General features: G+C 65.3%; 19 protein-coding genes. 13 read left to right on the top strand and 6 right to left on the bottom strand.

What is annotated here, in order from left to right:
* The first annotated feature begins 40 nt into the window (after positions 1 to 40).
* The 4 genes from ACQPYR_RS33525 (at position 41) to ACQPYR_RS33510 (ending at position 6,373) form a co-directional block, all read left to right on the top strand.
* Positions 41 to 460: a response regulator gene (locus tag ACQPYR_RS33525; RefSeq protein ID WP_433622854.1), complete on the top strand. Its 420-nt coding sequence runs from the start codon at positions 41 to 43 to the stop codon at positions 458 to 460.
* Between the two features lie 35 nt (positions 461 to 495).
* The gene (locus ACQPYR_RS33520; RefSeq protein WP_433622853.1) at positions 496 to 4,884 is read left to right on the top strand and encodes a HAMP domain-containing protein; all 4,389 of its coding nucleotides are present in this window, start codon (positions 496 to 498) and stop codon (positions 4,882 to 4,884) included.
* Between the two features lie 48 nt (positions 4,885 to 4,932).
* The gene (locus tag ACQPYR_RS33515; protein ID WP_433622852.1) at positions 4,933 to 5,799 is read left to right on the top strand and encodes an LLM class F420-dependent oxidoreductase; all 867 of its coding nucleotides are present in this window, start codon (positions 4,933 to 4,935) and stop codon (positions 5,797 to 5,799) included.
* A gap of 106 nt (positions 5,800 to 5,905) precedes the next feature.
* Positions 5,906 to 6,373 carry a PaaI family thioesterase gene (locus ACQPYR_RS33510; RefSeq protein ID WP_433622851.1) on the top strand — a complete coding sequence of 156 codons (468 nt, stop codon included), beginning with the start codon at positions 5,906 to 5,908 and terminating at the stop codon, positions 6,371 to 6,373.
* Between the two features lie 44 nt (positions 6,374 to 6,417).
* Here the strand turns inward: ACQPYR_RS33510 and ACQPYR_RS33505 are convergent, their stop codons facing one another.
* The 3 genes from ACQPYR_RS33505 to ACQPYR_RS33495 are packed head-to-tail and all read right to left on the bottom strand — an operon-like array spanning position 6,418 to position 8,360.
* Positions 6,418 to 7,260 (bottom strand): acyl-ACP desaturase, encoded by an 843-nt coding sequence (locus ACQPYR_RS33505; RefSeq protein WP_433622850.1) that lies wholly within the window; start codon positions 7,258 to 7,260, stop codon positions 6,418 to 6,420.
* A 9-nt stretch (positions 7,261 to 7,269) separates the two neighbouring features.
* Positions 7,270 to 8,103: an SAM-dependent methyltransferase gene (locus ACQPYR_RS33500; protein ID WP_433622849.1), complete on the bottom strand. Its 834-nt coding sequence runs from the start codon at positions 8,101 to 8,103 to the stop codon at positions 7,270 to 7,272.
* Positions 8,100 to 8,360, bottom strand: coding sequence for an acyl carrier protein (locus ACQPYR_RS33495; protein ID WP_433622848.1), 261 nt, complete (start codon positions 8,358 to 8,360; stop codon positions 8,100 to 8,102). The genes ACQPYR_RS33500 and ACQPYR_RS33495 overlap by 4 nt, the downstream gene beginning before the upstream one ends.
* A gap of 98 nt (positions 8,361 to 8,458) precedes the next feature.
* Here ACQPYR_RS33495 and ACQPYR_RS33490 point away from each other — a divergent pair, with 98 nt between their 5' ends.
* Positions 8,459 to 9,619 carry an RNA-guided endonuclease InsQ/TnpB family protein gene (locus ACQPYR_RS33490; protein ID WP_433622847.1) on the top strand — a complete coding sequence of 387 codons (1,161 nt, stop codon included), beginning with the start codon at positions 8,459 to 8,461 and terminating at the stop codon, positions 9,617 to 9,619.
* A gap of 28 nt (positions 9,620 to 9,647) precedes the next feature.
* Here ACQPYR_RS33490 and ACQPYR_RS33485 read toward each other — a convergent pair whose 3' ends face one another.
* From ACQPYR_RS33485 to ACQPYR_RS33475, 3 genes are read right to left on the bottom strand one after another with little or no spacing between them, the layout of a single operon-like run.
* Complete coding sequence (locus ACQPYR_RS33485) at positions 9,648 to 10,175, bottom strand: PaaI family thioesterase (RefSeq protein WP_433622846.1); 528 nt, start codon at positions 10,173 to 10,175, stop codon at positions 9,648 to 9,650.
* Positions 10,176 to 10,178: 3 nt separating this feature from the next.
* Positions 10,179 to 10,967 carry a ferritin-like domain-containing protein gene (locus ACQPYR_RS33480; protein WP_433622845.1) on the bottom strand — a complete coding sequence of 263 codons (789 nt, stop codon included), beginning with the start codon at positions 10,965 to 10,967 and terminating at the stop codon, positions 10,179 to 10,181.
* 24 nt (positions 10,968 to 10,991) lie between these two features.
* A complete protein-coding gene (locus ACQPYR_RS33475) occupies positions 10,992 to 12,641 on the bottom strand; it encodes a fatty acyl-AMP ligase (protein WP_433622844.1) in 1,650 nt (549 codons plus the stop codon).
* Positions 12,642 to 12,866: 225 nt separating this feature from the next.
* Here ACQPYR_RS33475 and ACQPYR_RS33470 point away from each other — a divergent pair, with 225 nt between their 5' ends.
* The 8 genes from ACQPYR_RS33470 (at position 12,867) to ACQPYR_RS33435 (ending at position 23,097) form a co-directional block, all read left to right on the top strand.
* Positions 12,867 to 14,105: a cytochrome P450 gene (locus ACQPYR_RS33470; RefSeq protein WP_433622843.1), complete on the top strand. Its 1,239-nt coding sequence runs from the start codon at positions 12,867 to 12,869 to the stop codon at positions 14,103 to 14,105.
* Positions 14,102 to 15,367, top strand: a complete 1,266-nt coding sequence (locus tag ACQPYR_RS33465; protein WP_433622842.1) for a cytochrome P450 — start codon at positions 14,102 to 14,104, stop codon at positions 15,365 to 15,367. Before ACQPYR_RS33470 ends, ACQPYR_RS33465 begins: the two co-directional genes overlap by 4 nt.
* A 145-nt stretch (positions 15,368 to 15,512) precedes the next feature.
* Positions 15,513 to 16,865, top strand: a complete 1,353-nt coding sequence (locus ACQPYR_RS33460; RefSeq protein WP_433622841.1) for an FAD-dependent oxidoreductase — start codon at positions 15,513 to 15,515, stop codon at positions 16,863 to 16,865.
* Between the two features lie 91 nt (positions 16,866 to 16,956).
* On the top strand, positions 16,957 to 18,219 hold the full coding sequence (locus ACQPYR_RS33455) for a cytochrome P450 (RefSeq protein ID WP_433622840.1): 1,263 nt from the start codon (positions 16,957 to 16,959) through the stop codon (positions 18,217 to 18,219).
* Between the two features lie 224 nt (positions 18,220 to 18,443).
* Positions 18,444 to 19,376 (top strand): LysR family transcriptional regulator, encoded by a 933-nt coding sequence (locus tag ACQPYR_RS33450; protein WP_063041076.1) that lies wholly within the window; start codon positions 18,444 to 18,446, stop codon positions 19,374 to 19,376.
* An 88-nt stretch (positions 19,377 to 19,464) separates the two neighbouring features.
* Complete coding sequence (locus ACQPYR_RS33445; protein WP_433622839.1) at positions 19,465 to 21,195, top strand: AMP-dependent synthetase/ligase; 1,731 nt, start codon at positions 19,465 to 19,467, stop codon at positions 21,193 to 21,195.
* 49 nt (positions 21,196 to 21,244) lie between these two features.
* Complete coding sequence (locus tag ACQPYR_RS33440) at positions 21,245 to 22,495, top strand: NAD(P)/FAD-dependent oxidoreductase (protein WP_433522236.1); 1,251 nt, start codon at positions 21,245 to 21,247, stop codon at positions 22,493 to 22,495.
* On the top strand, positions 22,492 to 23,097 hold the full coding sequence (locus ACQPYR_RS33435; RefSeq protein ID WP_433622838.1) for an SGNH/GDSL hydrolase family protein: 606 nt from the start codon (positions 22,492 to 22,494) through the stop codon (positions 23,095 to 23,097). Before ACQPYR_RS33440 ends, ACQPYR_RS33435 begins: the two co-directional genes overlap by 4 nt.
* Positions 23,098 to 23,117: the final 20 nt, after the last annotated feature.

Here is a 23,117-nt window from a genome sequence, read left to right as displayed (position 1 = left end):
TCTTGTGGCAACGAACAGGCATCGATGTAGACTGACATTTATGTCGACTGATGTCGACGCTGGTCATACCCGGCTACTGGTGGCGGAGGATCACCCCATGGTGGTGATGGCGTTGGACTCCGCCTTCGAACTCGTCGACGACATCGAGGTCATCGAAATAGCGAGGTCGGTCGAGGACGCCATTGGTGCGGCAAGCCGGCACCATCCGCACGTCGTCCTGCTCGATCGTCGGCTGCCCGATGGAGATGGGATCGATGCGATCGAGCGGCTGCGCATCGTCTCCCCGGAGACCAGGGTGCTGGTCTTCACCGGGGATGCGAATCAGTCGATGGTCGACCGGGTGATCGCGGCGGGTGGTGCCGGCCTGGTGCTCAAGACCGGAATGTTCGACGACCTGTTGAACGCTATTCGGCGGGTCGCCGCAGGCCAGGATTACTTCGACGTCGACCCCGGATATTGAGCGGCTGCAGAGGCGACGTTAGGTAGGTACAGCCAATGGCCCGAGACAGCGCGACCATGGATCGAGTAAGCGGCAACGACGAACGCCTGCAGCCCCTGTTGGATGGGCTCAAAGCGGTACGCGACGGCGACTTCCGGCGGTCCCTGCCCGAGGTCGGTGATCCGCTGCTGGACGAGATCGCCACCGTGTTCAACGGCATGGTGGACCAGCTCTCCCTATTCACCACCGAGGTCACCCGCGTCGCCCGGGAGGTGGGCACCGAGGGCAAGCTCGGCGGCCAGGCGTCGGTGCCTGGGGTCTCGGGCACTTGGAAGGATCTGACCGAGTCGGTGAATGCGATGGCGGACAACCTCACCGCTCAGGTCCGCGATATCGCAGGCGTAGCCACAGCGGTGGCGCAGGGCGACCTGTCGCAGAAGATCGCCGTGGATGTCAAGGGAGAGCTGCTGGAGCTGAAGAACACCATCAACACGATGGTGGATCAGCTCTCGGCGTTTGCCGACCAGGTGACCCGTGTCGCCCGAGAGGTGGGCAATGAAGGACGGCTGGGTGGCCAGGCGCAGGTGCCCGGCGTGTCGGGAACATGGCGTGACCTCACCGAATCGGTGAACATCATGGCGGGCAATCTCACCGCGCAGGTTCGGTCGATTGCGGAGGTGACGACCGCGGTGGCGAAGGGCGATTTGTCACAGAAGATCACCGTGGATGCCCGTGGCGAAATCCTGGAGCTGAAGTCGACCATCAATACGATGGTCGACACCTTGTCTTCGTTCGCCGACGAGGTCACCCGCGTCGCCCGCGAAGTCGGTACCGAAGGTCAACTCGGTGGCCAAGCCCAGGTGCTGGGCGTCTCGGGCACCTGGAAGGGGCTGACGGAGTCGGTGAACTTCATGGCGGACAATCTGACCGATCAGGTGCGTTCGATCGCCCAGGTCGCCACGGCGGTTGCGCGCGGGGATTTGTCGCAGAAGATCCGGGTGGATGCCCGGGGCGAGATCCTCGAGTTGAAGGACACCATCAATACGATGGTCGATACCTTGTCTTCGTTCGCCGACGAGGTCACTCGTGTTGCGCGCGAGGTCGGTACGGAGGGTCGGCTCGGTGGCCAGGCCGATGTGAAGGGCGTATCCGGCACCTGGAAGGGCTTGACCGAGTCGGTCAATGTGATGGCGGACAATCTGACCGATCAGGTGCGCTCGATCGCCCAGGTCACGACCGCGGTTGCGCGCGGGGATTTGTCGCAGAAGATCCGGGTGGATGCCCGGGGCGAGATCCTCGAGTTGAAGGACACCATCAATACGATGGTCGATACCTTGTCTTCGTTCGCCGACGAGGTCACTCGTGTTGCGCGCGAGGTCGGTACGGAGGGTCGGCTCGGTGGCCAGGCCGATGTGAAGGGCGTATCCGGCACCTGGAAGGGCTTGACCGAGTCGGTCAATGTGATGGCGGACAATCTGACCGATCAGGTGCGCTCGATCGCCCAGGTCGCCACCGCGGTTGCGCGCGGCGACCTGTCGCAGCGGGTGACCGTCGAAGCCAAGGGCGAGGTCGCCGTGCTGGCGCAGACCATCAATACGATGGTCGATACCTTGTCCTCATTCGCCGACGAGGTCACCCGTGTCGCCCGGGAGGTGGGTACCGAAGGCATCCTCGGCGGGCAGGCGCGCGTGCCCAATGTCGCAGGCACCTGGAAGAGCCTCACCGACAATGTGAACTCGATGGCGGGCAATCTGACCAGTCAGGTTCGATCCATCGCCCAGGTCACCACGGCCGTGGCGCGCGGCAACCTGTCGCAGAAGATCGACGTTGATGCGCGCGGCGAGATCCTGGAACTCAAGACCACGATCAACACCATGGTCGACACGTTGTCGGCGTTCGCCGCCGAGGTGACCAGGGTGGCACGTGAGGTAGGTAAGGATGGTCGGCTCGGCGGTCAAGCCGAGGTCGAGGGTGTATCCGGAACTTGGAAGCGACTGACGGAGAACGTCAATGAGCTCGCAGGCAACCTCACCCGTCAGGTGCGTGCCATCGCCGAGGTCGCGAGCGCGGTGGCGACCGGAGATCTCACCCGATCGATTTCCGTAGAGGCGCAAGGTGAGGTCGCCGCACTCAAGAACAACATCAACACGATGGTGCAGTCCCTCCGCGAAACCACCCGCACCAACGAAGAGCAGGCTTGGCTCAATACCAATCTGGCGCGGATGTCGGGACGCTTGCAGGGACACCGGGATCTCAGCGCTGTCGCCCAGCTGATCATGAACCAGCTCACCCCTCTCGTCAGCGCTCAGTACGGTGCGTTCTTCTTGATGGAACCCGAAGGCAACCACGTTCGGCTGCGGCTGATCGCGGGCTACGGGCGCAATGCGGACAACGTCGTATTCGAGCTGGGCCAGTCGCTGGTCGGGCAGGTGGCGCTGACCAAAAAGACGATCGTGGTCGACCGGACACCGCCGGACTACGTTCAGATCAGCTCCGGTCTCGGGGCCGCGCGACCGGTCAACTTGATCGTGCTGCCGATAGTGTTCGAGGACCAGGTGCTCGGTGTGATCGAACTGGCCTCCTTCAGCCGGTTCACGCTGGTACAGCAAGACTTTCTGGAACAGCTGATGGAAAGCATCGGCGTGAATGCCAATACGATCATGGCCAACGCACGCACCGACGCCCTCCTCGAGGAATCGCAGCGACTTGCCGGAGAGCTGCGACAGTCCAATGCGGATCTCGAAGAAAAAGCAGAACTGCTGGTCCGCCAGAACCGCGATATCGAAATCAAGAACTTCGAAATCGAACAGGCCCGGCGCGAGATCGAGGAACGAGCCCAACAGCTCGCGCTGGCGTCGAAGTACAAGTCGGAGTTCCTCGCGAACATGTCGCACGAGCTGCGCACACCGTTGACCAGCCTGCTGATCCTGGCGGGCATCTTGGCGCAGAACACAACCCGGAATCTGACCGAGAAGCAGGTCGAATTCGCGAACGTGATCCAGTCCGCCGGCCGGGATCTACAGCAGCTGATCGACGATATCCTCGACCTGTCCAAGGTCGAGGCCGGGAAGATGGATATTCAAAGGGAGTTCGTGCCGCTGCGGCAGTTGCTGGAATACGTGCAGACCACGTTCCTGCCACTGATCAGCGAGAAGGGCCTCGAGTTCGACGTCGATGTCGAACCGGACGTTCCCGCTCACCTCAACACCGATGAGCAGCGGCTGCGGCAGGTGCTACGCAACCTGTTGTCCAATGCGGTCAAGTTCACCGAGAAAGGCATGATCCGGCTCAGGGTGTGGCGACAGCACGACCGCATCGCATTCTCCGTGAGCGACACCGGAATCGGTATCGCAGAGCAGAACCTGGAGGCCATCTTCACCGCGTTCCAGCAAGCCGACGGCACCACCAGCCGGCGATACGGGGGTACCGGCCTCGGCCTGTCGATCAGCAGGCAGGTGGCGAACTTGCTCGGCGGCGAGATTCGTGCCGAAAGCAGGCTCGGCGGCGGGAGTACGTTCACGGTCTATATCCCGGTGACACCGCAACCGGAGGTGGCGGCCGAGTCGAGGACGCGGTCGAAGCCGATCGATCGTTCCATCCTTGTCATAGAGGACCAGGAGAGCAGGCAGCTGACCCGGATGGCGCGTGGGGTCGTCAGGGCACTTGCGGACACCGCAGGGTCGGTCCGTATCGAGTCCGTCGGTACCGCCGACAAGGCACTCGAGGCGTTGCCGGCCTGTCCATATCGGTGTGTCCTGCTGGATGCGAGCCTGCCGGCCGTGTGGACGCCGCAGTTCCTGCGTGGGCTGCGTGCTGGCACTGAGTCGAGAAGTATTCCACTGCTTGCACATCCGGTCGGTGAACTCGGTCCCGATCAGGAACGGCTTATCGAAGCGGATGCCCGCGACCATGGGGTCGAACTGGTGGCTTCGCCCGATGAGTTCTGCGAGCGGTTCATCCTGCTGCTGACCCGTCCGCACCGGCCGGAGCTCGAAACACCGGCGCAGCCGGCAGCACAGCCCAGACTGGCCGGACGCAAGGTGCTGATCATCGATGACGATGCACGCAATGTCCTGGCGATCGCGGGAATGCTGGAACTGAACGGAATGTCGGTGGACCACGCGCCCAACGGGCGAAAAGGCATCGAAACACTGCGGGCCAACCCGGGTGTCGATGTCATCGTGATGGACGTGATGATGCCGGAGATGGACGGATACGCCACGACCGCAGCGATACGGAGAATGCCCCGGTTCGACCGGCTCCCGATCATCATGGTCACCGCGAAGGCCATGGCAGACGATCGGGAGAAGAGCTTGGCATCCGGCGCCAGTGACTACATCACCAAGCCCGTCGACCCCGACGAACTGCTGGAATGCATCGACCGATGGCTGCACGCCATCGACCGACCGGACGGCGAGCCAGGCCCGGTGGTGGGACTGTCCTAGGACCGGTGGTGCCTCCCCAGCGCGCGCCTGTCGTGCCAGGCTCGGCTCATGCGACTGAGTATTTCTCTTGCCGACTTCACCTGGCCGGATTCACCGGGTGCGATCGGCCCGCGAGTCGACGGGATCGTGCGGGCCGCCGATCAGTCCGGGCTCGACTCGGTATTCGTCATGGATCATCTGTTCCAGATCGGTTCGAACGGTCCTGCGGAACACGACATGCTCGAGGCCTACGCCGCGCTGGGGTATATCGCGGCGCGGACCGAGCGAATTCGGTTCGGCGCTTTGGTCACCGCCGTCAGCTATCGGGATCCGGGTCTGCTGGTCAAGAGTGTCACGACCCTCGATGTGCTCTCCGGTGGCCGCGCCTGGCTCGGCATCGGCGCGGCCTGGAATGGCGATGAAGCCGCAGGTCTCGGCCTGTTCTTCCCGCCGACCTCCGAGCGATACGAGCGCCTGGAGGAAACCCTGCGGATCGCGAAGCAGATGTGGGCGGGATCCGAAAAGCCTTTCCACGGACAGCATTACACCCTCGAACGCCCGCTCAATGTTCCCAACGCGCTGACCCGCCCGCATCCGCCCATCATGGTCGGCGGCCAAGGCGAGCGAAAGACACTGCGCTTGGTCGCGCAATACGCCGACGCCTGCAATCTGTTCGGTGCATCCGCCGAGACCGTCGCGGCCAAACTCGAAGTCCTGCACGGACATTGCGAAGCTGTCGGCCGTCGGTACGAGGACATCGAAAAGACCATGGTCGCGTACTGGTACCCGGATAAGTCGGTTGCCGAGCAGGCAGATTCATTCGCCCGCTTTGCGGATGTGGGTATCCAGCACGTAGTACTCGGCCGCTCCGGCCCGTTCGTCGAGGAGGACTTCGAGCAGCTCGCCGAATTGGTGCGCGCGGTCGCCGACCTCTGATTTCGATCAGCCGATCGAAGCTGGATATGCAGTGGGTCGTGGCCAGGTGGAGTTCACCGGGCGCTGGTCGAATGGGCTGGCATTGTTCGCCAGGGAGGAAGAGGCCATGACCAGCATCGATACTCACAGCAATGGGACCGTCGCCACCCGTGTCGAGGAATTGACGGCGGTATTCGAGCGGGGGCTGCAGGAGAATCTGGGGGTCGGCGCGTCGCTGGGGATTCGGCTGGAGACGGCGGGGGACGGGTACACCCGGTACTACCTCGATCCGAATCCGGCCACCATCAACGCCATGTTCACGGTGCACGGCGGGGTGATCGCGACGCTCATGGACACCGCGATGGGGAGTGCGGTATTCACGAAACTCGGTGACGGCGTGGCCTATACGACGCTGGAGCTGAAGGTGAATTTCATTCGATCGGTGACATTGGACGGATCGCGGCTCACGTGTGAGGCCAATGCGATTCACGTCGGGCGCCGTACCGCGACCGCGGAGGGACGGATCGTGGATGCGAACGGCAAGTTGATCGCGCATGGCTCGACCACGATTCTGGTGCTGAATCCGGAGCGGTGAAATAAATAGCCCTGCCTCCGAACAAGCGGCGGCAGGGCTATTTGTCAGGCCAGCGCGTTGCACTCGCCGATGAAACGAACCAATTCGTCGAGCCGGTCGGATCTGGCATCCACCGTCCGGTCGATCACCTTCACCAGATGCTCATAGGCCTCGGTGTGATCGTAGGAGGCCACATCGGCGATCTTCAGCGCCCACCGCCAGTAGCCGCGCATGGTATCGGCAAGTGGCATGCGGAAATTGGCGATGACATCGCGGATCGGCTCCACGGTCGCATCGCCCTGCACCCGCAGATACCGTCCGACCACATCGGCCATGAAGCTGAAATGCCTTGCCTCGTCCCGGGATAACCGGCCCAGCACCGTCGCGAGGATCGGGTCGTCGACCACATCGCGCAGGTGCTGGTAGTACATCTGGGTCGCCTTCTCCTGCACCAGCGCGTAGGCGAAGAACTGCACCGGATGGTCGTAGGGCAGATCGAACGGCTTCTGGCCTTCGATCGCCAATTCTTCACGGAGAGAGCCACGTTCAGCGATACCCGATGCTTCCTGGTATCGGGTGAGCGCCCGTGCGTGGGTATCCTCCTCCAGCGCCCACCGCACGGTGAAGTGGTAGAGCTCGCGGTTGTGGACGAAGGTGGCCCGGTCCACGGTGTCGTCCACCGGGAAATGCCGGTGGTACACATCGAAATAGCCGGGCAGATGATCCTCGATGAGGGTGACGAACTGCACCGCCGAGCGCTGCCCCTCGGTGAGCCGGCCCGCATCGGCCAGCGACCAGTCGAAGGCGGTCTCCACATCCCAGGCCCGCGTGGCCGGGGAAGCGGCGAGGAAGCCGTCGACCGCGGCGGCCACCTCGTCGACCGGAATCAGAGCTGACTCCGTATTCATCTGCGTCTCCTACCGGGCATTGCGACAGGTCAGCGCGTAATGCTTGGTCGTATAACCCCATCCGGCATTGGCGATCTCCAGGTAGTGCCGCAGCTTCGCGGCCAGCCCGGGGCCGTGCGCGTCGATGCGCTCGGCGGCCGCGTCGACATTGGCGATCCAGTCATCGATGGTGCGGCGGTAGTGCTCGGTGAGGTCGTCCACCGCGATAATCGAGAAACCGGCGTCCTCGGCGGCGGTCAGCAGCTCCGACAGTGGGCGCAGATCACCCCAGCCGAAAATGTCCTCGCGGACGAATTCGGTGCCGACGCGGGTGTCGAAGGCATTGCGGGCGGAGGCATTTCGGAAACAGCTCTCCGAGACATACAGTGCGCCACCGCGTCGCAGTACCGCCCGTGCGCGCCGGAAGACCGCGCCGAGGTCGGGCATATGCACGATCGAGCCGAGCAGGGTAACCGCGTCGAAGCTGCGTACCGGCAGGTCGAGCTCTTCGAAGTGTCCGACCTCGGTATCGACGCGTGCCTCGACACCACGTGCGACGGCCTGTTCGGCGATGTACCGGTGCTGCCGTGGTGCCGGGCTGACACCCAGTGTGTCGCAACCGAGTTCCTCGGCCATGAACAGGATCAGCGAACCCCAGCCACAGCCGACATCGAGCAGCCGCTCCCCGCCGCGCAATCCGAGCCGATCGGCGACGAAGTGCAGCTTCTGCCGCTGCGCCTGTTCGAGGGTGTCGGTCGGCGAGTTGTACAGCGCCGAACTGTATTTGCGCAGCGGGTCGAGGAACTGCCCGAAGATATCCGGATCCAGATCGTAGTGCTGATTGGTATCGGCGGTGACGGTCATGCCGCTGCCTCGTGCAGTGCCCGATCGACCACCTTGACGACATCCGCGAGCGTCGAGAGACCGAAGACGTCCTGGTCCTCCAACTCGATGTCGTAGGTGCGTTCGATCTTGGCGACCATGCGCAGTACGCGCACCGAATCGACGCCCGCTATACCGCGCAGGTCGACGTCGGGTTCTAGCTCGGCCTCGGCGATGCCGGTCTCGGCGGCGGCGATATCGGTGACGGTGCGCAGGATGTTGTCGGCGGTGTGGGTCATCGGATGTTCGGCGCGGAGACTCCCTCGTTTACGAGGGTGAGGAAGCGCCGTCCTCCTTTCGAGGGTTCTTGTCGGTGGTGTCGGATAGATTCACGGGCGTGGAGGAGGTGGTGCGGTACAGCTATCGACTGCGGCCGGGCCGGGCTGCGCAGTCGGCTTTGCTGGCGGAGTGGCATCGCTGTCGGTTCCTGTGGAACGAGGCTGTGCACCAGCAGAAGTCGGGCAATAAGCCGACGTTCGGCACGCTGAGCAAGCTGCTGACCGCCGCCCGCGCGGGGAGCGCGTGGTTGCGGGAGGGTTCCCAAGTCGCCCAACAGCAGACGTTGCGAACCTATGCGCAGGCGCTTGCTCAGTCGTTCACCGTCAAGGGGCGGGGTCGGCCGGTGTTCAAACCCCGAAAGACGACCGAGTTGTCGTTGGAGTACACCCGGCGTGGGTTCAGTCTGCGGGACGGGCGGCTGGTGCTGGCGAAGGGGACAAGTATTCCGGTGGTGTGGTCGCGTGAGTTGCCTTCCGCACCGACGAGCGTGCGTGTCACGCGGGATTCGCTCGGGCACTGGTATGCCTCGTTCGTCGTGCGCCGCACCGTCGATCCCGCACCGGTGGTCCAGGGCGGTATCGGTCTGGACTGGGGTGTGCGTGTTACGGCCACGACCACCGACCTGTCGTTCGATTTGCCCTATCGCGGCCATCGTGCGCGGTGTGCCGCTGAACTGGCCCGGTCGCAACGCAAGATGGCCAGACGCCGACGCGGCACACGCGGTCCGCAGTCGAAGGGGTACCGGCGAGCCGCCCGCGAGGCCACCAAGCTGCACAAGAAAGCCGCACGCCAAACACAGCACGAGGCGCGGGTGTGGGCGAAAAGCGTTGTCGACCACCATGACTTGATCGCGGTGGAGGATTTCACGCCCAAGTTTCTGGCCAAATCCACGATGGCCCGCAAAGCTGCCGACGCGGCCATCGGCGCGACGAAGTCCGAACTGATCAGCCGTGGCGTGCGGGCCGGCCGGAAGGTGGTGTTGGTGCGGCCCGCGTATACGACGATGACGTGTTCGAGGTGTTTCGCGAGAGCCAAGCAGCCCCTCGAACTCGGCGAACGAATCTTCCGATGCCTGGCATGTGGGTTTACCGCGTGTCGGGACCGGAACGCCGCCAGAGTGATTCTGGCTGTGGCAGAGCGCGGCCACACACGTGTCGACGATGTCAGACAATCCGATCACTTCCCTCGGGTGGCTGGTGGGGTTGCGGTCCGAGCGTGAAATCTCCCGCCCTGAAGCGGAAGAAGCGTTAATGCTGAACTCCATTCGAAGAGAGGGCATTCGCGGTGGCGAATGCTTGCGAGAGCAGGGCAACCTCGTCGTCGCCCAGCTTGAGTTGATGGCGGACCGCATCGAGTTCGAACGGCTGATAGGCCGCGCTGGAGGTGGCGCAGACGGCGCCGTCGGCGTCCAGGATCTCGGCGGACGCCTGAATCGGGTGCTCCGATTCGGATAGTGTTGCCACACAGTGGTACTCGCGGTCGATCAGCAACGGGGAGATGAAGCGGGTGCGCTGTGAGACCGTGAATGCGGGATGGTGGCGGGCCAGCACGATGAGGTTGCCCATCACCTCATCGCAGATCACGCCGATGAGCCCGCCGTGCACGACCCCCGGGTAGGACTCGAAGCTGCGTCCGAGCCGGAACCGCGCCTGCAGGCCGTCCGGATGCGGTTCGAACTCGAGCCGCAGCCCGGACGCGTTGTGCGGGGAGCAGCCGAAGCAGTGGTAGTCCGGAATCACCGACCACGGCACCTGAACCGAGCTGTGTCGCTCCATGAGCTAGGCGATCGCGTCGGCGAGGGCGCGGCGGACCTTCGCATTGGAGGACAGGTCGAGGCCGGTCATATTGGCGAAGGTGCGGCGCACCTTGTCGTGCAGGACCTCCAGCTCACCCTCGGCGGCGACCTGTTCGAGGAACAGATCGAATCCGGTGTCGATGGTCTCGTGGTCGCCGAGTTCGCTGATGCCCGCCTTGAAGGTGCTCACCGGATGCTTGATCTTGGCCTCGGAGCTGTAGACGTAGAGCGTCTCCAGCACCGAGGGCAACTCCTCGGGCCGCTGTTCCAGCCGCTTGGTGGCGTAGTGGATGAATTCGCGGGCATGTCCGGCCTCATCGCGACTCGCATTGAGCAGCAGGCCCTTCAGCACCGGCTCCTGCACCCAGCTCGCGACGGCGCGATAGATGTGGTTCACCGTGAGTTCGGAGATGATGTTGGTTGCCAGGGTGGCCGAGGGGGTGCTGCCGGGCGCGTACGGCTCGCGCATGGAGTCGACGGCCTTCTCGTCCACGCTCTCGCCGACCGCGCCGAGCCAGGAGCGAAAAGCATAGTGGTGCTGCACTTCCTGGTAGCCCCACACCACGGCGAAGGTGGAGAAGTCGTAGTCGTCGACGAATTCGTTCATGAAGCCGTGTACCGCGGCGATGACATTGGATTCGCCCATGGTCGCGCTCTTGGCCAGGGTCACGTATTCGGGACGGATCAATGCGTGGTCGACGGCGTCGAGGTCCAGATCGGTCAGCCGCCAATGCAGGCGCTCGTAGTGACGGAAGACTTCATAGCTGTGCACGGGAGGCTCCAGTTCGGTCGAAGGTCATTGCCGTGGGGAGATGAGGTCGCGCGCCGCGAGGCGCTGCAGTTTGCCGCTGCTGGTGCGTGGAATGCTGCGTGGTGCAACGAGATACACCTGGACTGCGGTCAGTCCGAGCTCGGTGGAGATGCGGCCGCGGATCTGATCGGCGAGTGCCTCTGCCGCGGCGCCGGTGCATTCGGATTCGGCGATCAGCGCGATGACATCCGCGCCGTCGGGATCGGTCGCGGCGGTGCAGCGGCCCTTGTAGATGCCGTCGAGGTCACGCACGGCGGCCTCGACATCCTGGGCGTAGTAATTGACGCCGCGCACGGTGATCATGTCCTTGCAGCGGCCGGTGACGAAGAGTTCACCATCGCGCTGGTAGCCGAGATCGCCTGTGCGCAGCCAACCTGCGGTATGCAGTCCCGCGACGCTGGACGGGTCGGCGGTCAGATAGCCCTCGGTCACCGAGGGGCCCTGGATGTGGATTTCACCGACCGCGCCGTCCGGGAGTTCCGCGCCGGTACCGAGATGCACGATCCGCAGTCGCAGATCGGCCACGGCGGAGCCGACACCGGCTACGGCGCGCGCACCGGGTGTGGCGGGCGAAACAACCTGTGCTCGAGCATCTTCCGCGAGTCCCGTGCGGTCGACCCACTCGAACAGCGGCTCCCGGCCGAGCGGTGGGAAGGCTACGGCGAGGGTGGCCTCGGCCATGCCGTAGACCCCGAACATCGTCGAGGGCGCGAAACCAGCGGGCGCGAAACGCGCGCAGAACGCCTCGACCACATCGTTGGAGATCGGTTCGGAACCGTTGAAGGCGATGCGCCAGCGCCGCAGATCGTAATCGGTGACCTCGTCCGTCGGGATGGCGTTGAGCAGCGCTTCGTAGCCGAAATTCGGCATGGCGGTGATCGTGGTGCCGCTGGCCGCGAATTCGGCCAGCCAGCGGGCCGGATCCTTGACGAATGCCAGCGGCGACCAGACGTGCGCCGGAATTCCGCGCAGGATCGCGGACAACGTGCCGAACAGGCCCATGTCGTGGAACAGCGGCAGCCAGAATCCGCCCTGATCGGTCAGGTCGAGCGCGATGCCGGTGCGGATAGCGGCCAGCCCGCTGAGGGCGTTGTGATGGGTCAGGCGAACGCCTTTGGGGGTGGCGGTGCTGCCGGAGGTGAACTGCACGATGGCCAGGTCATCGGCATTGATGGCGGGCAGCGGGGTGCTGTCCTCGGTGAATAGCGTTGCGGTGTCCACCAATTCGACGTTCACCGCGGTGTCGAGCAGCGCGGCCAGATCGGCGAAGCGGTGCGACACCAGCACCGTGCGCATCCCGGCGGCCGCCACGATCGTCGCGAGTTTCTGCGGATATCCGCTCAGCTGCGCGGAACCGGCGGGCAGGGGCAGGGGAGTCGCGGCACCGCCGGCCGCTGCGACACCGAACAGCCCGACGAGGAATTCGGGCGCGTTCGGGCACAGGATGCCAACGGGCTCGCCCCGCCGTATCCCACGGCGGACCAGCGCGGCGGCAGCTCCGCGGGAGCGCCGGTCGAGTTCGGCGTAGGTCAGCGTTTCCGAAACCGACCAAAATGTGGCGGCCACCTCGGGGTGCTCGGCCGCGATCCGGGCCAGCTGACTCGGCAGCGTTTCGACCGATTCCGCAGAATTCATGTCTGCCACGACAACAGTGAATTGTGACGGCGCCTTGAACGCATTGTGAATTACGGTCTGCGATAAACATCCGCGATCATTCAATCGCGTTGCCCGATAAGGTATTCGGGCTATGGCGCGATAGGAACGGACAATCGTCGCCGTACCGCCGGGTGCGACGGCACCACGATGGACGGGAATTGTTTTCCCCCGGTGTCCATTTCGCATTCCATTCAGGAGTTGCCGGTGAGTTCCGACCATTCCGCGGTCGAGGAGTCGACCCCGGTGCAGCTGGCGGTCGTCGAGAGCGTCGCACCGAATATGCGACACAATCCGTATGACAGTTATGCGGTGCTTCGCGACGCGGGCCCCTTCGTACCCGGACCGCACGATATGCACCTGGTGACCCGTCACCACGAGGCGCAGACGATCATGCAGGACCCGCGCTGGAGCCACGCCGAGGAACCGCAACTGCTGCACGGCGACAGCGATGTCGAACTGCCCGGCTCGTTCCTCTGGATGGAGCCGCCGGAGCACACTCGATTGCGCGGACTGGTCAGCAAGGCATTCACCGCGCGCACCGTCAGCGGCATGCGGGACCGGGCCGAACAATTGGTCGACGAGCTGCTGGCGAAGATGCTCGCCGCGGGTGAGGTCGATCTGCTGGACGCGCTGGCCTATCCGCTCCCGCTCACCATGGTGTGTGAACTGCTGGGCGTTCCGGCCGAGGCGTACGAGCACGTGCGTCAGATCTCGACCGGCATCGCCCGCGGCCTCGATCCGGATCTGCTGCTCTCGACCGAGGAATTGGCCGCGCGCACCACGGCGGTGCACGCCTTCCTGGAGTTCTTCGGCGATCTGGTGGAGCAGCGCCGCAAATCCCCGCGCGACGACCTGATCACGGCGCTGGTGCAGGCCGATGACGCGGGCGCCCGGCTGACCCGCACCGAATTGCTGGGCACGCTGCTGATTCTCGTTGTCGCCGGGCACGAGACGACTGTCAACCTGATCGGCAACGGGGTGCTCGCGCTGATCCGCAATCCCGAGGAGTTCGAGCGGCTGCGTGAATTCCCGGAACTGTGCGAATCCGCCGTCGACGAGGTGCTGCGCTATGACGCGCCGGTGCACCTCACCACGCGCACCGCGCACGACGTGATCACCGTCTCCGGACGGACTTTCGCGCCCGGTGATGCGGTGATCGTCCTGTTGGCCTCGGCGAACCGTGATCCGCTTGCCTTCCCGGACGCCGACAAGTTCGATATCGCGCGATACGCCAGGGGCCGAAAGGCCGAGCGGCACTTGTCCTTCGGCCTCGGCCTGCACTACTGCCTCGGCGCACCGCTGGCCCGGCTGGAGATGCAGGTGGTGCTGCGTGCCATCGCCGATCGGGTCGTGGCCATGACCCTGCTCGAGGAACCGCCGTATCGGCCGAATGTGGTCGTGCGCGGCATGTCCGAACTTCATGTGCGGCTGGAGGGAAAATGAATACAGCATCGCGGAGCGATTCCATGGGGGGTGGCGGCCGGGTGACGGGTGGGCATACAGCCATCCCTATTGCCTTCGATGCCTTCGATCCCAGCGAGCGGGCGAACCCGTATCCGGCATACCGTCGGGTGCGCGATGCCGCCGCACTGTTCCCGTACGAATTCGGCGATGTGCCGGTCACTTTGATCACCCGCTACGAGGAATGCGCGGCCATCCTGACCGGCTCGGACTGGGGTCACGGCTACGCCGCCGGAATCAGCCCGTTCCGCGACACCACCGCCGCGATTCCGGGTTCGTTCGTCCGGATGGATCCGCCCGAGCACGGCCGCTACCGCAAGCTGGTCGCGAAGGCGTTCACGCCGCGGCTGATGGCGGAGATGGTTCCGGTCGCCGGTCAGGTGGTCAGCGACCTGGTCGACGCGGCGGTGCGGCGTGGTGAACTCGATGTGCTCAACGATCTCGCGGTACCCCTCGCTGTGGCGATGGTGCCGGTGCGGCTGCTCGGCGCCGATCCGGCCGATGGCGCACTGTTCCGCGAGTGGCAGCTGGCGATCGCGCGGGGCAGTGATCCGGATTCGCTGCTGGGCCCGGACGAGGTGGCCGCGCGCGGCACCGCGGCGATGGAGTGCATGGGCTACTTCGCCCGGCTGATCCAGCAGAAGAAGGCGAATCCGACACCGGATCTGCTGAGCGCGCTGGCGGCCGCGAGCGGTGCGCAGCTGACCGAGCCCGAGGTGATCGGGATCGCGCTGTTGACGCTGGTCGCGGGCATGGAGACCTCGATCAACCTGATCGGCAACGGCATGCTCGCGCTGCTGCGCAATCCGGCACAGCTGCAATTGCTTCGGGACAATCCGGAGTTGATCGGCCCGTCGCTGGACGAGATGCTGCGGTACGACGCCCCGACCCAGTTCACCATCCGGGTCGCCCTGGCCGACACCACCGTCGGTGAGCATGAATTCCGCCGCGGCGACGGCGTAGTTGTACTCACCGCCTCGGCCAGCCGGGACGATCGGGTATACCCGGACGCGGACACCTTCGATGTCACTCGCTACGCCGGAAACCGCCCGGCGCGCAAGCATCTCGGCTTCAGCCTCGGCATCCACTACTGCGTCGGTGCACCGCTCGCACGCATCGAGGCGGAGACCGCCCTCGGCACCCTGCTCGACCGGGCCGCGAACCTCGAACTCGCCACCGAAACCGTCGAATACCGGCCCAGCCTGATCCACCGCGGCATTGTGTCCTTGCCGGTGTCGCTGTGAGCGCGCGAGCAACCAACGCGGCCGACCTCGGTCGGGACGGAGCCGAGCGTTGGCGAGGGGGAGGTGTGAGCGAGCGCGGCGAGCGAACCACGAACGCAGCCGAGCTCTCGCTCGTGCCGGAGCTGAGCGCCGATGAGGCGGAGTCATGAACGAGCGGCGGCACGCGGTAGTGCTCGGCGCGGGCATTGCGGGGCTGCTCGCGGCCCGGGTGCTTTCCGAGCACTACGCCCGGGTCACCATTTTCGAGCGCGACACGGTGGCCGGTACCGCCATGCGACGCGGCGTACCACAGGCACGGCACCTGCACGGACTGCTGGATCGTGGCCGGACCATTATCGAGCAGCTGTATCCTGGTTTCACCTCCGAAATGGCCGATCGGGGCGCGACCACCGCGGAGGCATTGGTCGGAACGCGTTGGTACGTCGGCGGATTGCGGGTCGCGCCCACCTCGACCGGACTTACCTCGATCATGGCGACCAGGCCGCTATTGGAAGAGATACTGCGGCAACGAACACTCGCTGTGCCCGGCGTGCGCCTGTGTGAGGGCATGGCGCGCGGCCTCATCGGCGATGCCGCACGGGTGCGTGCGGTGTCGGTCTCCGGCGCATACGGCGCAGAGGCGCACGCCACCGACCTCATTGTCGACGCGACCGGACGCGGCTCCCGCGCGAGCGTATGGCTGGCTGCCCTCGGCGGGCGGATACCCCTGGAGGAGCGCCTCGAGGTCGATCTCGGCTACGCCTCCCGACTCTTCCGCTGGCAGCCAGGACAATTGGGCGGCCACTCCTCGGTGATCATCTCCACCGGCCCGAATGGCCGTGGTGGCGGCGCGATCCGGGTCGAGGGCGACCGCTGGCACATCACGCTGGCCGGAATGCTCGGCGACCATCCACCCACCGATCCGGACGGCTTCGCCGAATTCGCCGCCACCATTGCGGCACCCGATATCCACGAACTCATCACCAGCTCCGAACCGCTCGAGGATGCTGTGCCCCATCGATTCCGCTCTCCGGTGCGGCGCAGATTCGAGCGGCTTTCCGCTGTGCCGCAAGGCTTTCTGGTACTCGGTGACGCGCTGTGCAGCTTCAATCCCCTGTACGCGCAGGGCATGGCCGTGGCCGCCCAGCAAGCTCTCGTCCTGCGTGACTGTCTGCGCGCCGGATCCGAGGCCGGGCTACCCGCCCGGTTCTACTGCGCCGCGGGCAAAGTGGTCGATGTCGCGTGGCAGCTCGCGGCGGGTGCCGACCTCAGCCATCCGGGCGTCATCGGCCCGCGTACGACGCGTACGCGCCTCACCAATGCCTATGTCGCCCGAGCGCACCGCGCCGCACATGTCGACCCGCAGGTCGCGCGCACCTTTCTGCGGGTAGCCAACCTCGTCGAACCGCCCGCGGCGCTCCTGCACCCGTTGATAGCGGGCCGAATCCTGCTGCGCGGCAACACAAAACCGGCAGCAGCAGCCGAACGCACACCGATCCTCATCGAACCGACGAGGTGACGGGTCCGCAATGTCGCGGCCCGCACCGCCACATTCCGACCGGCCGCACCGCCAGTTCGGCGGTGCACCGCACAGAAGGGACCACCCCGACATGTCGCAAGCGAATACTGCGGTGGCGGATCAGGATTCCGCCATCCAGACCGCCATCGCCCACTTATTCGGCCCGGAAGGCAGGCCCGACCCATACACCCCCGCACGGGTCCTGCGCGAAGCGGGCCCGCTGCATCAGACCCCGCTCGGCCACCACCTGCTGACCCGCTACGAGGACTGCACGGCCGTTCTTTCGACCACGGCGTGGAGTCATGCGGAAGAGGCCGCGATGATGCATCCCACCGTGTCGCCGGATGATGCGCCGGAGGAACTGCCCACTTCGTTCCTCTGGATGGAGCCGCCGGACCACACCCGGCTGCGCAATCTGGTGACCAAGGGCTTCACCCCGCGCATGGTGACCCGGCTGCGCCCGCGCATCGAGCAGCTCACCGAGGAACTCGTCGACAATGCCCTGGCCGCAGGCGAATTCGATCTCGTCGAGATGATCGCCTACCCGCTGCCGCTGATCATCGCCTGCGAGTTGATCGGCGTGCCGCCGGAGGCCTATGAGCAGGTGCACCAGTGGTCCCAGGACCTGGCGCGCGGCTTCGATCACGATTACACGCTGCCCGAGGAGGCGCTGAAGGCCCGCAGCGCCGGTTCGCGCGGCTTCATGGGTTACTTCCGTGAGTTGCTGAACGAACGGCGCCACGATCCGAAGGACGACCTGCTGAGCGTGCTGTCGCAGGTCGAGGACCGCGGCGATGTGCTCACCGAACAGGAACTGCTGGCCACCTGCATCACCACCTTCGTCGCAGGGCACGAGACCACCGCGAATCTGATCGGCACCGGCATGCTGCAGCTGATGCGCAATCCGGTCGAAATCGCGGCCCTGCGCGCACGTCCCGAGCTGACCGCATCCGCACCCGACGAACTGCTGCGACTGGAGCCATCGGTGCAGATCACCACCCGCGCCGCCACCCGGCCGATCACTGTCGCCGGCCATGAGTTCGAAACCGGCGAAGGGGTTGTGGTGCTGATCAATTCGGCCAACCGCGACGATGCCGTCTTCGCCGATCCGGACCGGGTCGACGTCGCCAGGTATTCCGATCCGATGCGTCCGGCCAAGAAGCACCTCGGCTTCAGTCTCGGCATCCACTACTGCCTCGGCGCACCTCTGGCACTGCTGGAGATGGAGGTGCTGCTCGACGTGCTGTTGCGGAAAGTGCGTGATATCGAACTGCTTTCGGACGAACCCCCCTATAAGCCGAATGTGGTCATTCGCGGGCTGGAATCTCTGCCGACGAGGTTCACCGCCAAGTGAGTTGCGCTCGGACCCGGTGTGATAGCGCACCGGGTCCGCTATTGCCTCGGCCTGTCGTTTCGGGCATGCTAGATGGTCGCGGCTCCGCTTAGCACATCTGCGAAACGTTCCGTAGTCAGTTCACCCGGCAGCAACGGTCTCGGCAATAGCCGTCCGACCGCGGTTCATCCTCGGTTACCTGGCTCCGCTAACGTTTTGGATACGCGGAATAAGGAGCCGGCGGTATGGAGTTCCGACACCTGGTCTCATTCATCACTATTGCCGAAGAGCTGCATTTCGGCCGCGCAGCGCAGCGCCTGCATCTCACGCAGCCCAGTCTCAGTGCCCAGCTGCAGAAGCTGGAGAAATCACTCGGCGTGCAACTGGTCGCACGTAACTCCCACGAGGTCAAATTGACCCCGGCGGGCCGAGAATTCGAGAGTCAAGCCCGCATCATCGTGGCCCAGATGGACCGGGCCGCCCAGGTCGCCAAGGCGACCGCCGAGGGGCGCGCGGGCACCCTCAATATCGGTTACAACCTTCCGGCCAGCAGACATGTGCTGCCGGAGGCGCTCACCGGAATGACCGAACGACATCCCGATATCGTGGTGTCGCTGTGGGAGAAGCGCACCGGCCCGCAGCTGGCGGCGCTGGCCGACGGCTCGCTGGACGTGGCGCTGGTCTACGGCCACCCGAGCACCTCGGACTTCTCGTATCGCCGATTGCTGCACCGGGTTCCACTGGTCGCGGTGGTCGGGCGCAGACACCGCTGGGCCGACCGGCCCGGTGTACCGTTCGCCGAACTGGCCGGGCAGGAGTGTGTACTGTTCGCCCGCGAACAGTGTCCGGCCATGTACGACTCCATCTTCCGTGCGGCCGCGGACACCAGGATCAGCCTGGCGGTCGCGCATACCGCGGATGATCCCGGTGCGACCGCGCATATGGTCTCGGTGCGTCCGTTCGTCGGATTCGCCTCGCTACCGCGCGCGATCTCGATGGGTATGGGTGCGCCGGGCAGTAGCTCGGTGGCGGTCAAACTGTTCGATCCGGTGCCGACATTGGATTTGTACGCGGTGTGGCGTACGGATGAGACGAATCCGGCGGTTTCGTTTTTCCTGGATTGCATCGATTCCCCCGAACCGGCACGTATAGATATTGCCCGCGCGCTATCGGCCTGAGTCCTTCGATAGGCCATGACATTCGCGCGGTAGGAACCTCTGTATAGGCGGGGACGTAATTCGTTGCCGCCGACCAGAATTCGACATTGTGAATACAGTGTCAGTGACCGAGAACGGAATCGACCTCCCGGACGACGCGAGTTTGTACTCGGTGATTTCCGGTGCGGCCGCGGCACATCCGCAACGGCATTCGCTGTGCGGCGCGGATGGGACCCAACTCACCTGCGCCGAAGTGGACCGGCGCGCTCGGGCGCTGGCCTCGGCGCTGGCCGGGCGTGGCGTGCAAGCGGGGGATCGGGTCGCGATCCTCGGCCGCACGAGTCTGGAGTGGGCGCTACTGGACTGCGCACTGCTCGCCCTCGGCGCGGTGGTCGTGCCGGTGTATCCGACCTCCTCGGCGGCGCAGATCGAGCACATCCTGCGCGATAGCGACAGTGCCTATTTCGTCGCCGAAGACGAGTCCGATGGAGCGCGCCTGCGGGCCGCGGGTGCGGGCGAGGTCTGGACCTTCGCACTGATCGCGGAGTGGACGGCCACCGAGATCGACGCTGATCTCGGTGCCCGCATCGCCGCGGTGCACGCCGATGACCTGGCCATGATCGTCTACACCAGCGGCACCACCGGCGTCTCCAAGGGATGCCTGATCACGCACCGCAATATGTTCGTATCCTCGGCCAATACCGTGCGCCAGACCGGCGAGCTGTTCGACGGCACGACCGTGCTCGCGCTGCCGCTGTCGCACGTCTTCGGCCAGACCATCCTGTTCGCCTGCCTGTTCGGCGGCAGCCGCACCCATCTGCTGCCCGGCATCCCGGACCTGGTGCCGGTGCTGCCGACGCTGCGGCCCACCTTCCTGGCGCTGATTCCCTACGGCCTGGAGAAGATTCGCAAGTACTGCCGAACGCTGCTGTCCGGCACCGAGGAGCAGGAGGCGGTGGCGCGCGGTCTGGCGGTGTTGCGTGACCAGGCGACACCGGACCCGTCCGACCATCCGGTGGCGGCCGCGCTCGGTGGGCAGCTGCGCGCGGTCATCTCCGGCGGCGCCTCGCTCGACGAGTCGACGATCGGGTTCTACGCCGGATTCGGTGTGGTGCTGCTGAACTGCTACGGGCTCACCGAGGCGGCGACGGCCGTGACGGTCAGTGCCCCGGAAACCAATCGGCTCGGCACCGTGGGGCGACCGATTCCGGGCACCTCGGTCGCCATCGCGGACGCCGACGGCGAGGTGCTGGTCGCTGGTCCGCACGTCTCACCGGGCTACTGGGGTGCGGCGGCGGTCCAGGCCCGCCCGTCGCCCGACCACCGCCCCTCACCGAGTCGCTCCGCGACGCAGTCATCGATCGTGGACGACGAAGGTTGGTTGCACACCGGCGATATCGGTGAACTCGACGCCGACGGCTACCTGCGCATCACCGGCCGCAAGAAGGAGATCCTGGTGACCTCCGGCGGCAAGAATGTCGCGCCGGCGCCGCTGGAGGATCGGGTGCGGCTGCATCCGCTGGTGAGCAACTGCATGGTGGTCGGTGACGGCCTCGACTACGTCACCGCACTGGTGACGCTGGATCCGGTGCAGGTGCAACGCTGGCGCGGCGACCATCCCGACGGTGATCTCGAAGCCGCGGTGCAGTCCGCTGTCGACGACGCGAATTCCCTTGTCTCCCGCGCGGAATCGATCCGCGCGTTCCGAATTGTGGACGGCGACTTCACCGTTGACGACGGATTGCTGACCTCCTCGCGGAAACTGCGCCGAGCCGCGATCGCGGCGGCCTATTCCGCCGATATCGACTACCTCTACCCGGCACGCCAACCCGCGCAATAAGCGCGGCTGATCTCGAAATCGAATTCGACTACCGGAAAGTGATGCGAACATGTACGACGTCATCGTTGTCGGAACTCGGGTTGCGGGTTCCCCGCTGGCCATGCTGCTCGCCAGGAAGGGTTACCGGGTCCTTGCCGTGGACCGCGCCACCTTCCCGAGCGACACCCCCTCGACCCACTACATTCACCAGGCCGGACTCGGAATGCTGAAGTCGTGGGGTCTGCTGGACGAGGTGGTGGCCTCCGGCTGCCCGCCCATCCGGCACCTGAACTTCTCCTACACCGACATCGTCATCAAGGGCTTCGCCGATGTCGCGGCCGATGGCATCGACGCCGTGTACTGCCCGCGCCGCACCGTGCTGGACAAGATCCTGGTCGACGCGGCAGGCAACGCGGGCGTCGAGGTGATCCACGGATTCTCCGTCACCGAGCTGGTGTTCGACGAGGATCGGGTGGTCGGCATTCGCGGGCGCATCCGCGACGGTGCGGAACAGGAGTTCCGTGCCGGTCTGGTGATCGGTGCCGACGGATCGAATTCGACCGTGGCGAAGGCGGTGGGCACCGAGGTGTACGAGGGCTCCCCGGCGGCGTGCTTCGTCTACTACTCCTACTACGAGGGCGTCGACTGGGGTATGCAGCACCGCACCGGATTCGGTGAGCAGCAGTTCGCGTCGTGGCCGACCAACGACGGACTCGCGCTGGTCGCGGTGATGCGCAAGCGCGACCGGTTCCGCGACTTCCGCACCGATCCGGATGCCGGTGTGCAGGAGATCGTCGACCAGATCGACCCGGAAATCGGTGCGCGCCTGCGGGATACGGGTAAGCGGGTCGAGCAGTTCCGGCCGATGCTCTACCCGGACAACTACCGTCGCCGCTCCTACGGGCCCGGTTGGGCGCTGGTGGGAGACGCCGGTTACCACAAGGATCCGTTCACCGGCTGGGGCATCACCGACGCCTTCAAGTACGCCCAGCTGCTGGCCGATCTGGTCGACGCGGGCCTGTCCGGCGCCCGGCCGCTCGATGAGGCACTGGCCGAATACCAGGTGGAGCGCGATGCGCAGAGCGCGAGCACTTACGAACTGACACAGAGCATTTCGGAGCTGTCGCTGACGCCGTACTACGACTCGGTATTCCGCGCGACCAGCTATGACGAGGACTACTCGAAGAAGTTCTTCGGGCTGATCGCCGGAATCTACTCGCCGGACAAGTACTTCGGCGAGCAGGAGCTCACCGAGCTGTACGAGAAGGTCGACTTCCCGGTCGACGCGCGGCATGTCACCAATGACGGGGTGACGGCATGAACGGCCCCGGCCTAACCGCGTTGGGGGACAGCTTCGTCGAGGGTCGCGGTGACGCCGCGGCCGGTGGCGGCTACCGCGGCTGGGTGCCCCGATTGGGCGGCCAGCTCGGCCTGCGGCCCGCCGCCGTGCGCAACTTCGGTGTGCACGGGGCCACGACCAGCATTGTGCTCGAGCAGCAACTGCGCAGGGCGGTTTCGACGCGATCCGGCCTCTTCGGTGTCGTCGTCGGCGTGAACGATCTGGTCAGCGACTTCGACCCGGATCGTTTCGAGCGCAACCTCGGAACCCTCTTCGGCACGCTACGTAGCACTGGCGCAACGGTTTTCACCGCAAGCTACCCCGACATTCCGGCCCGCCTGCCGGTGCCGGACGGCTTCCGTGCGCTGCTGCGGGAGCGGTTCGACTTCGCAAATATGGTGCTGGCCGCCGTCACCGCCGAAACCGGCACCCTGCTGTTGGATATCGCCGCCCAGACCGAGTGGGAGCGGCCCGAGGTGTGGACCGCCGATGGTCTGCACCCGAGCTCGCTCGGTCATCACATGTTCGCCGCGGGTGCGGCCGAACTCATCGCGTCGCGTACCGCGACCACCGTCGCCGCCTGATTTTCCACCCGGTTCGAGAG

Source organism: Nocardia sp. CA-120079, assembly GCF_050955745.1.
Classification (GTDB): Bacteria; Actinomycetota; Actinomycetes; order Mycobacteriales; family Mycobacteriaceae; genus Nocardia.
Note: the sequence above shows the minus strand (reverse complement) of the source record. Positions and strands in the feature narration are given on the sequence as shown.

Excerpts from the sequence above, each read along its gene's own strand:
- ACQPYR_RS33525 (WP_433622854.1), top strand. The coding sequence starts at position 41 with ATGTCGACTGATGTCGACGCTGGTCATACCCGGCTACTGGTGGCGGAG.
- ACQPYR_RS33520 (WP_433622853.1), top strand. The coding sequence starts at position 496 with ATGGCCCGAGACAGCGCGACCATGGATCGAGTAAGCGGCAACGACGAA.
- ACQPYR_RS33515 (WP_433622852.1), top strand. The coding sequence starts at position 4,933 with ATGCGACTGAGTATTTCTCTTGCCGACTTCACCTGGCCGGATTCACCG.
- ACQPYR_RS33510 (WP_433622851.1), top strand. The coding sequence starts at position 5,906 with ATGACCAGCATCGATACTCACAGCAATGGGACCGTCGCCACCCGTGTC.
- ACQPYR_RS33505 (WP_433622850.1), bottom strand. The coding sequence starts at position 7,260 with ATGAATACGGAGTCAGCTCTGATTCCGGTCGACGAGGTGGCCGCCGCG.
- ACQPYR_RS33500 (WP_433622849.1), bottom strand. The coding sequence starts at position 8,103 with ATGACCGTCACCGCCGATACCAATCAGCACTACGATCTGGATCCGGAT.
- ACQPYR_RS33495 (WP_433622848.1), bottom strand. The coding sequence starts at position 8,360 with ATGACCCACACCGCCGACAACATCCTGCGCACCGTCACCGATATCGCC.
- ACQPYR_RS33485 (WP_433622846.1), bottom strand. The coding sequence starts at position 10,175 with ATGGAGCGACACAGCTCGGTTCAGGTGCCGTGGTCGGTGATTCCGGAC.
- ACQPYR_RS33475 (WP_433622844.1), bottom strand. The coding sequence starts at position 12,641 with ATGAATTCTGCGGAATCGGTCGAAACGCTGCCGAGTCAGCTGGCCCGG.
- ACQPYR_RS33465 (WP_433622842.1), top strand. The coding sequence starts at position 14,102 with ATGAATACAGCATCGCGGAGCGATTCCATGGGGGGTGGCGGCCGGGTG.
- ACQPYR_RS33460 (WP_433622841.1), top strand. The coding sequence starts at position 15,513 with ATGAACGAGCGGCGGCACGCGGTAGTGCTCGGCGCGGGCATTGCGGGG.
- ACQPYR_RS33455 (WP_433622840.1), top strand. The coding sequence starts at position 16,957 with ATGTCGCAAGCGAATACTGCGGTGGCGGATCAGGATTCCGCCATCCAG.
- ACQPYR_RS33450 (WP_063041076.1), top strand. The coding sequence starts at position 18,444 with ATGGAGTTCCGACACCTGGTCTCATTCATCACTATTGCCGAAGAGCTG.
- ACQPYR_RS33440 (WP_433522236.1), top strand. The coding sequence starts at position 21,245 with ATGTACGACGTCATCGTTGTCGGAACTCGGGTTGCGGGTTCCCCGCTG.
- ACQPYR_RS33435 (WP_433622838.1), top strand. The coding sequence starts at position 22,492 with ATGAACGGCCCCGGCCTAACCGCGTTGGGGGACAGCTTCGTCGAGGGT.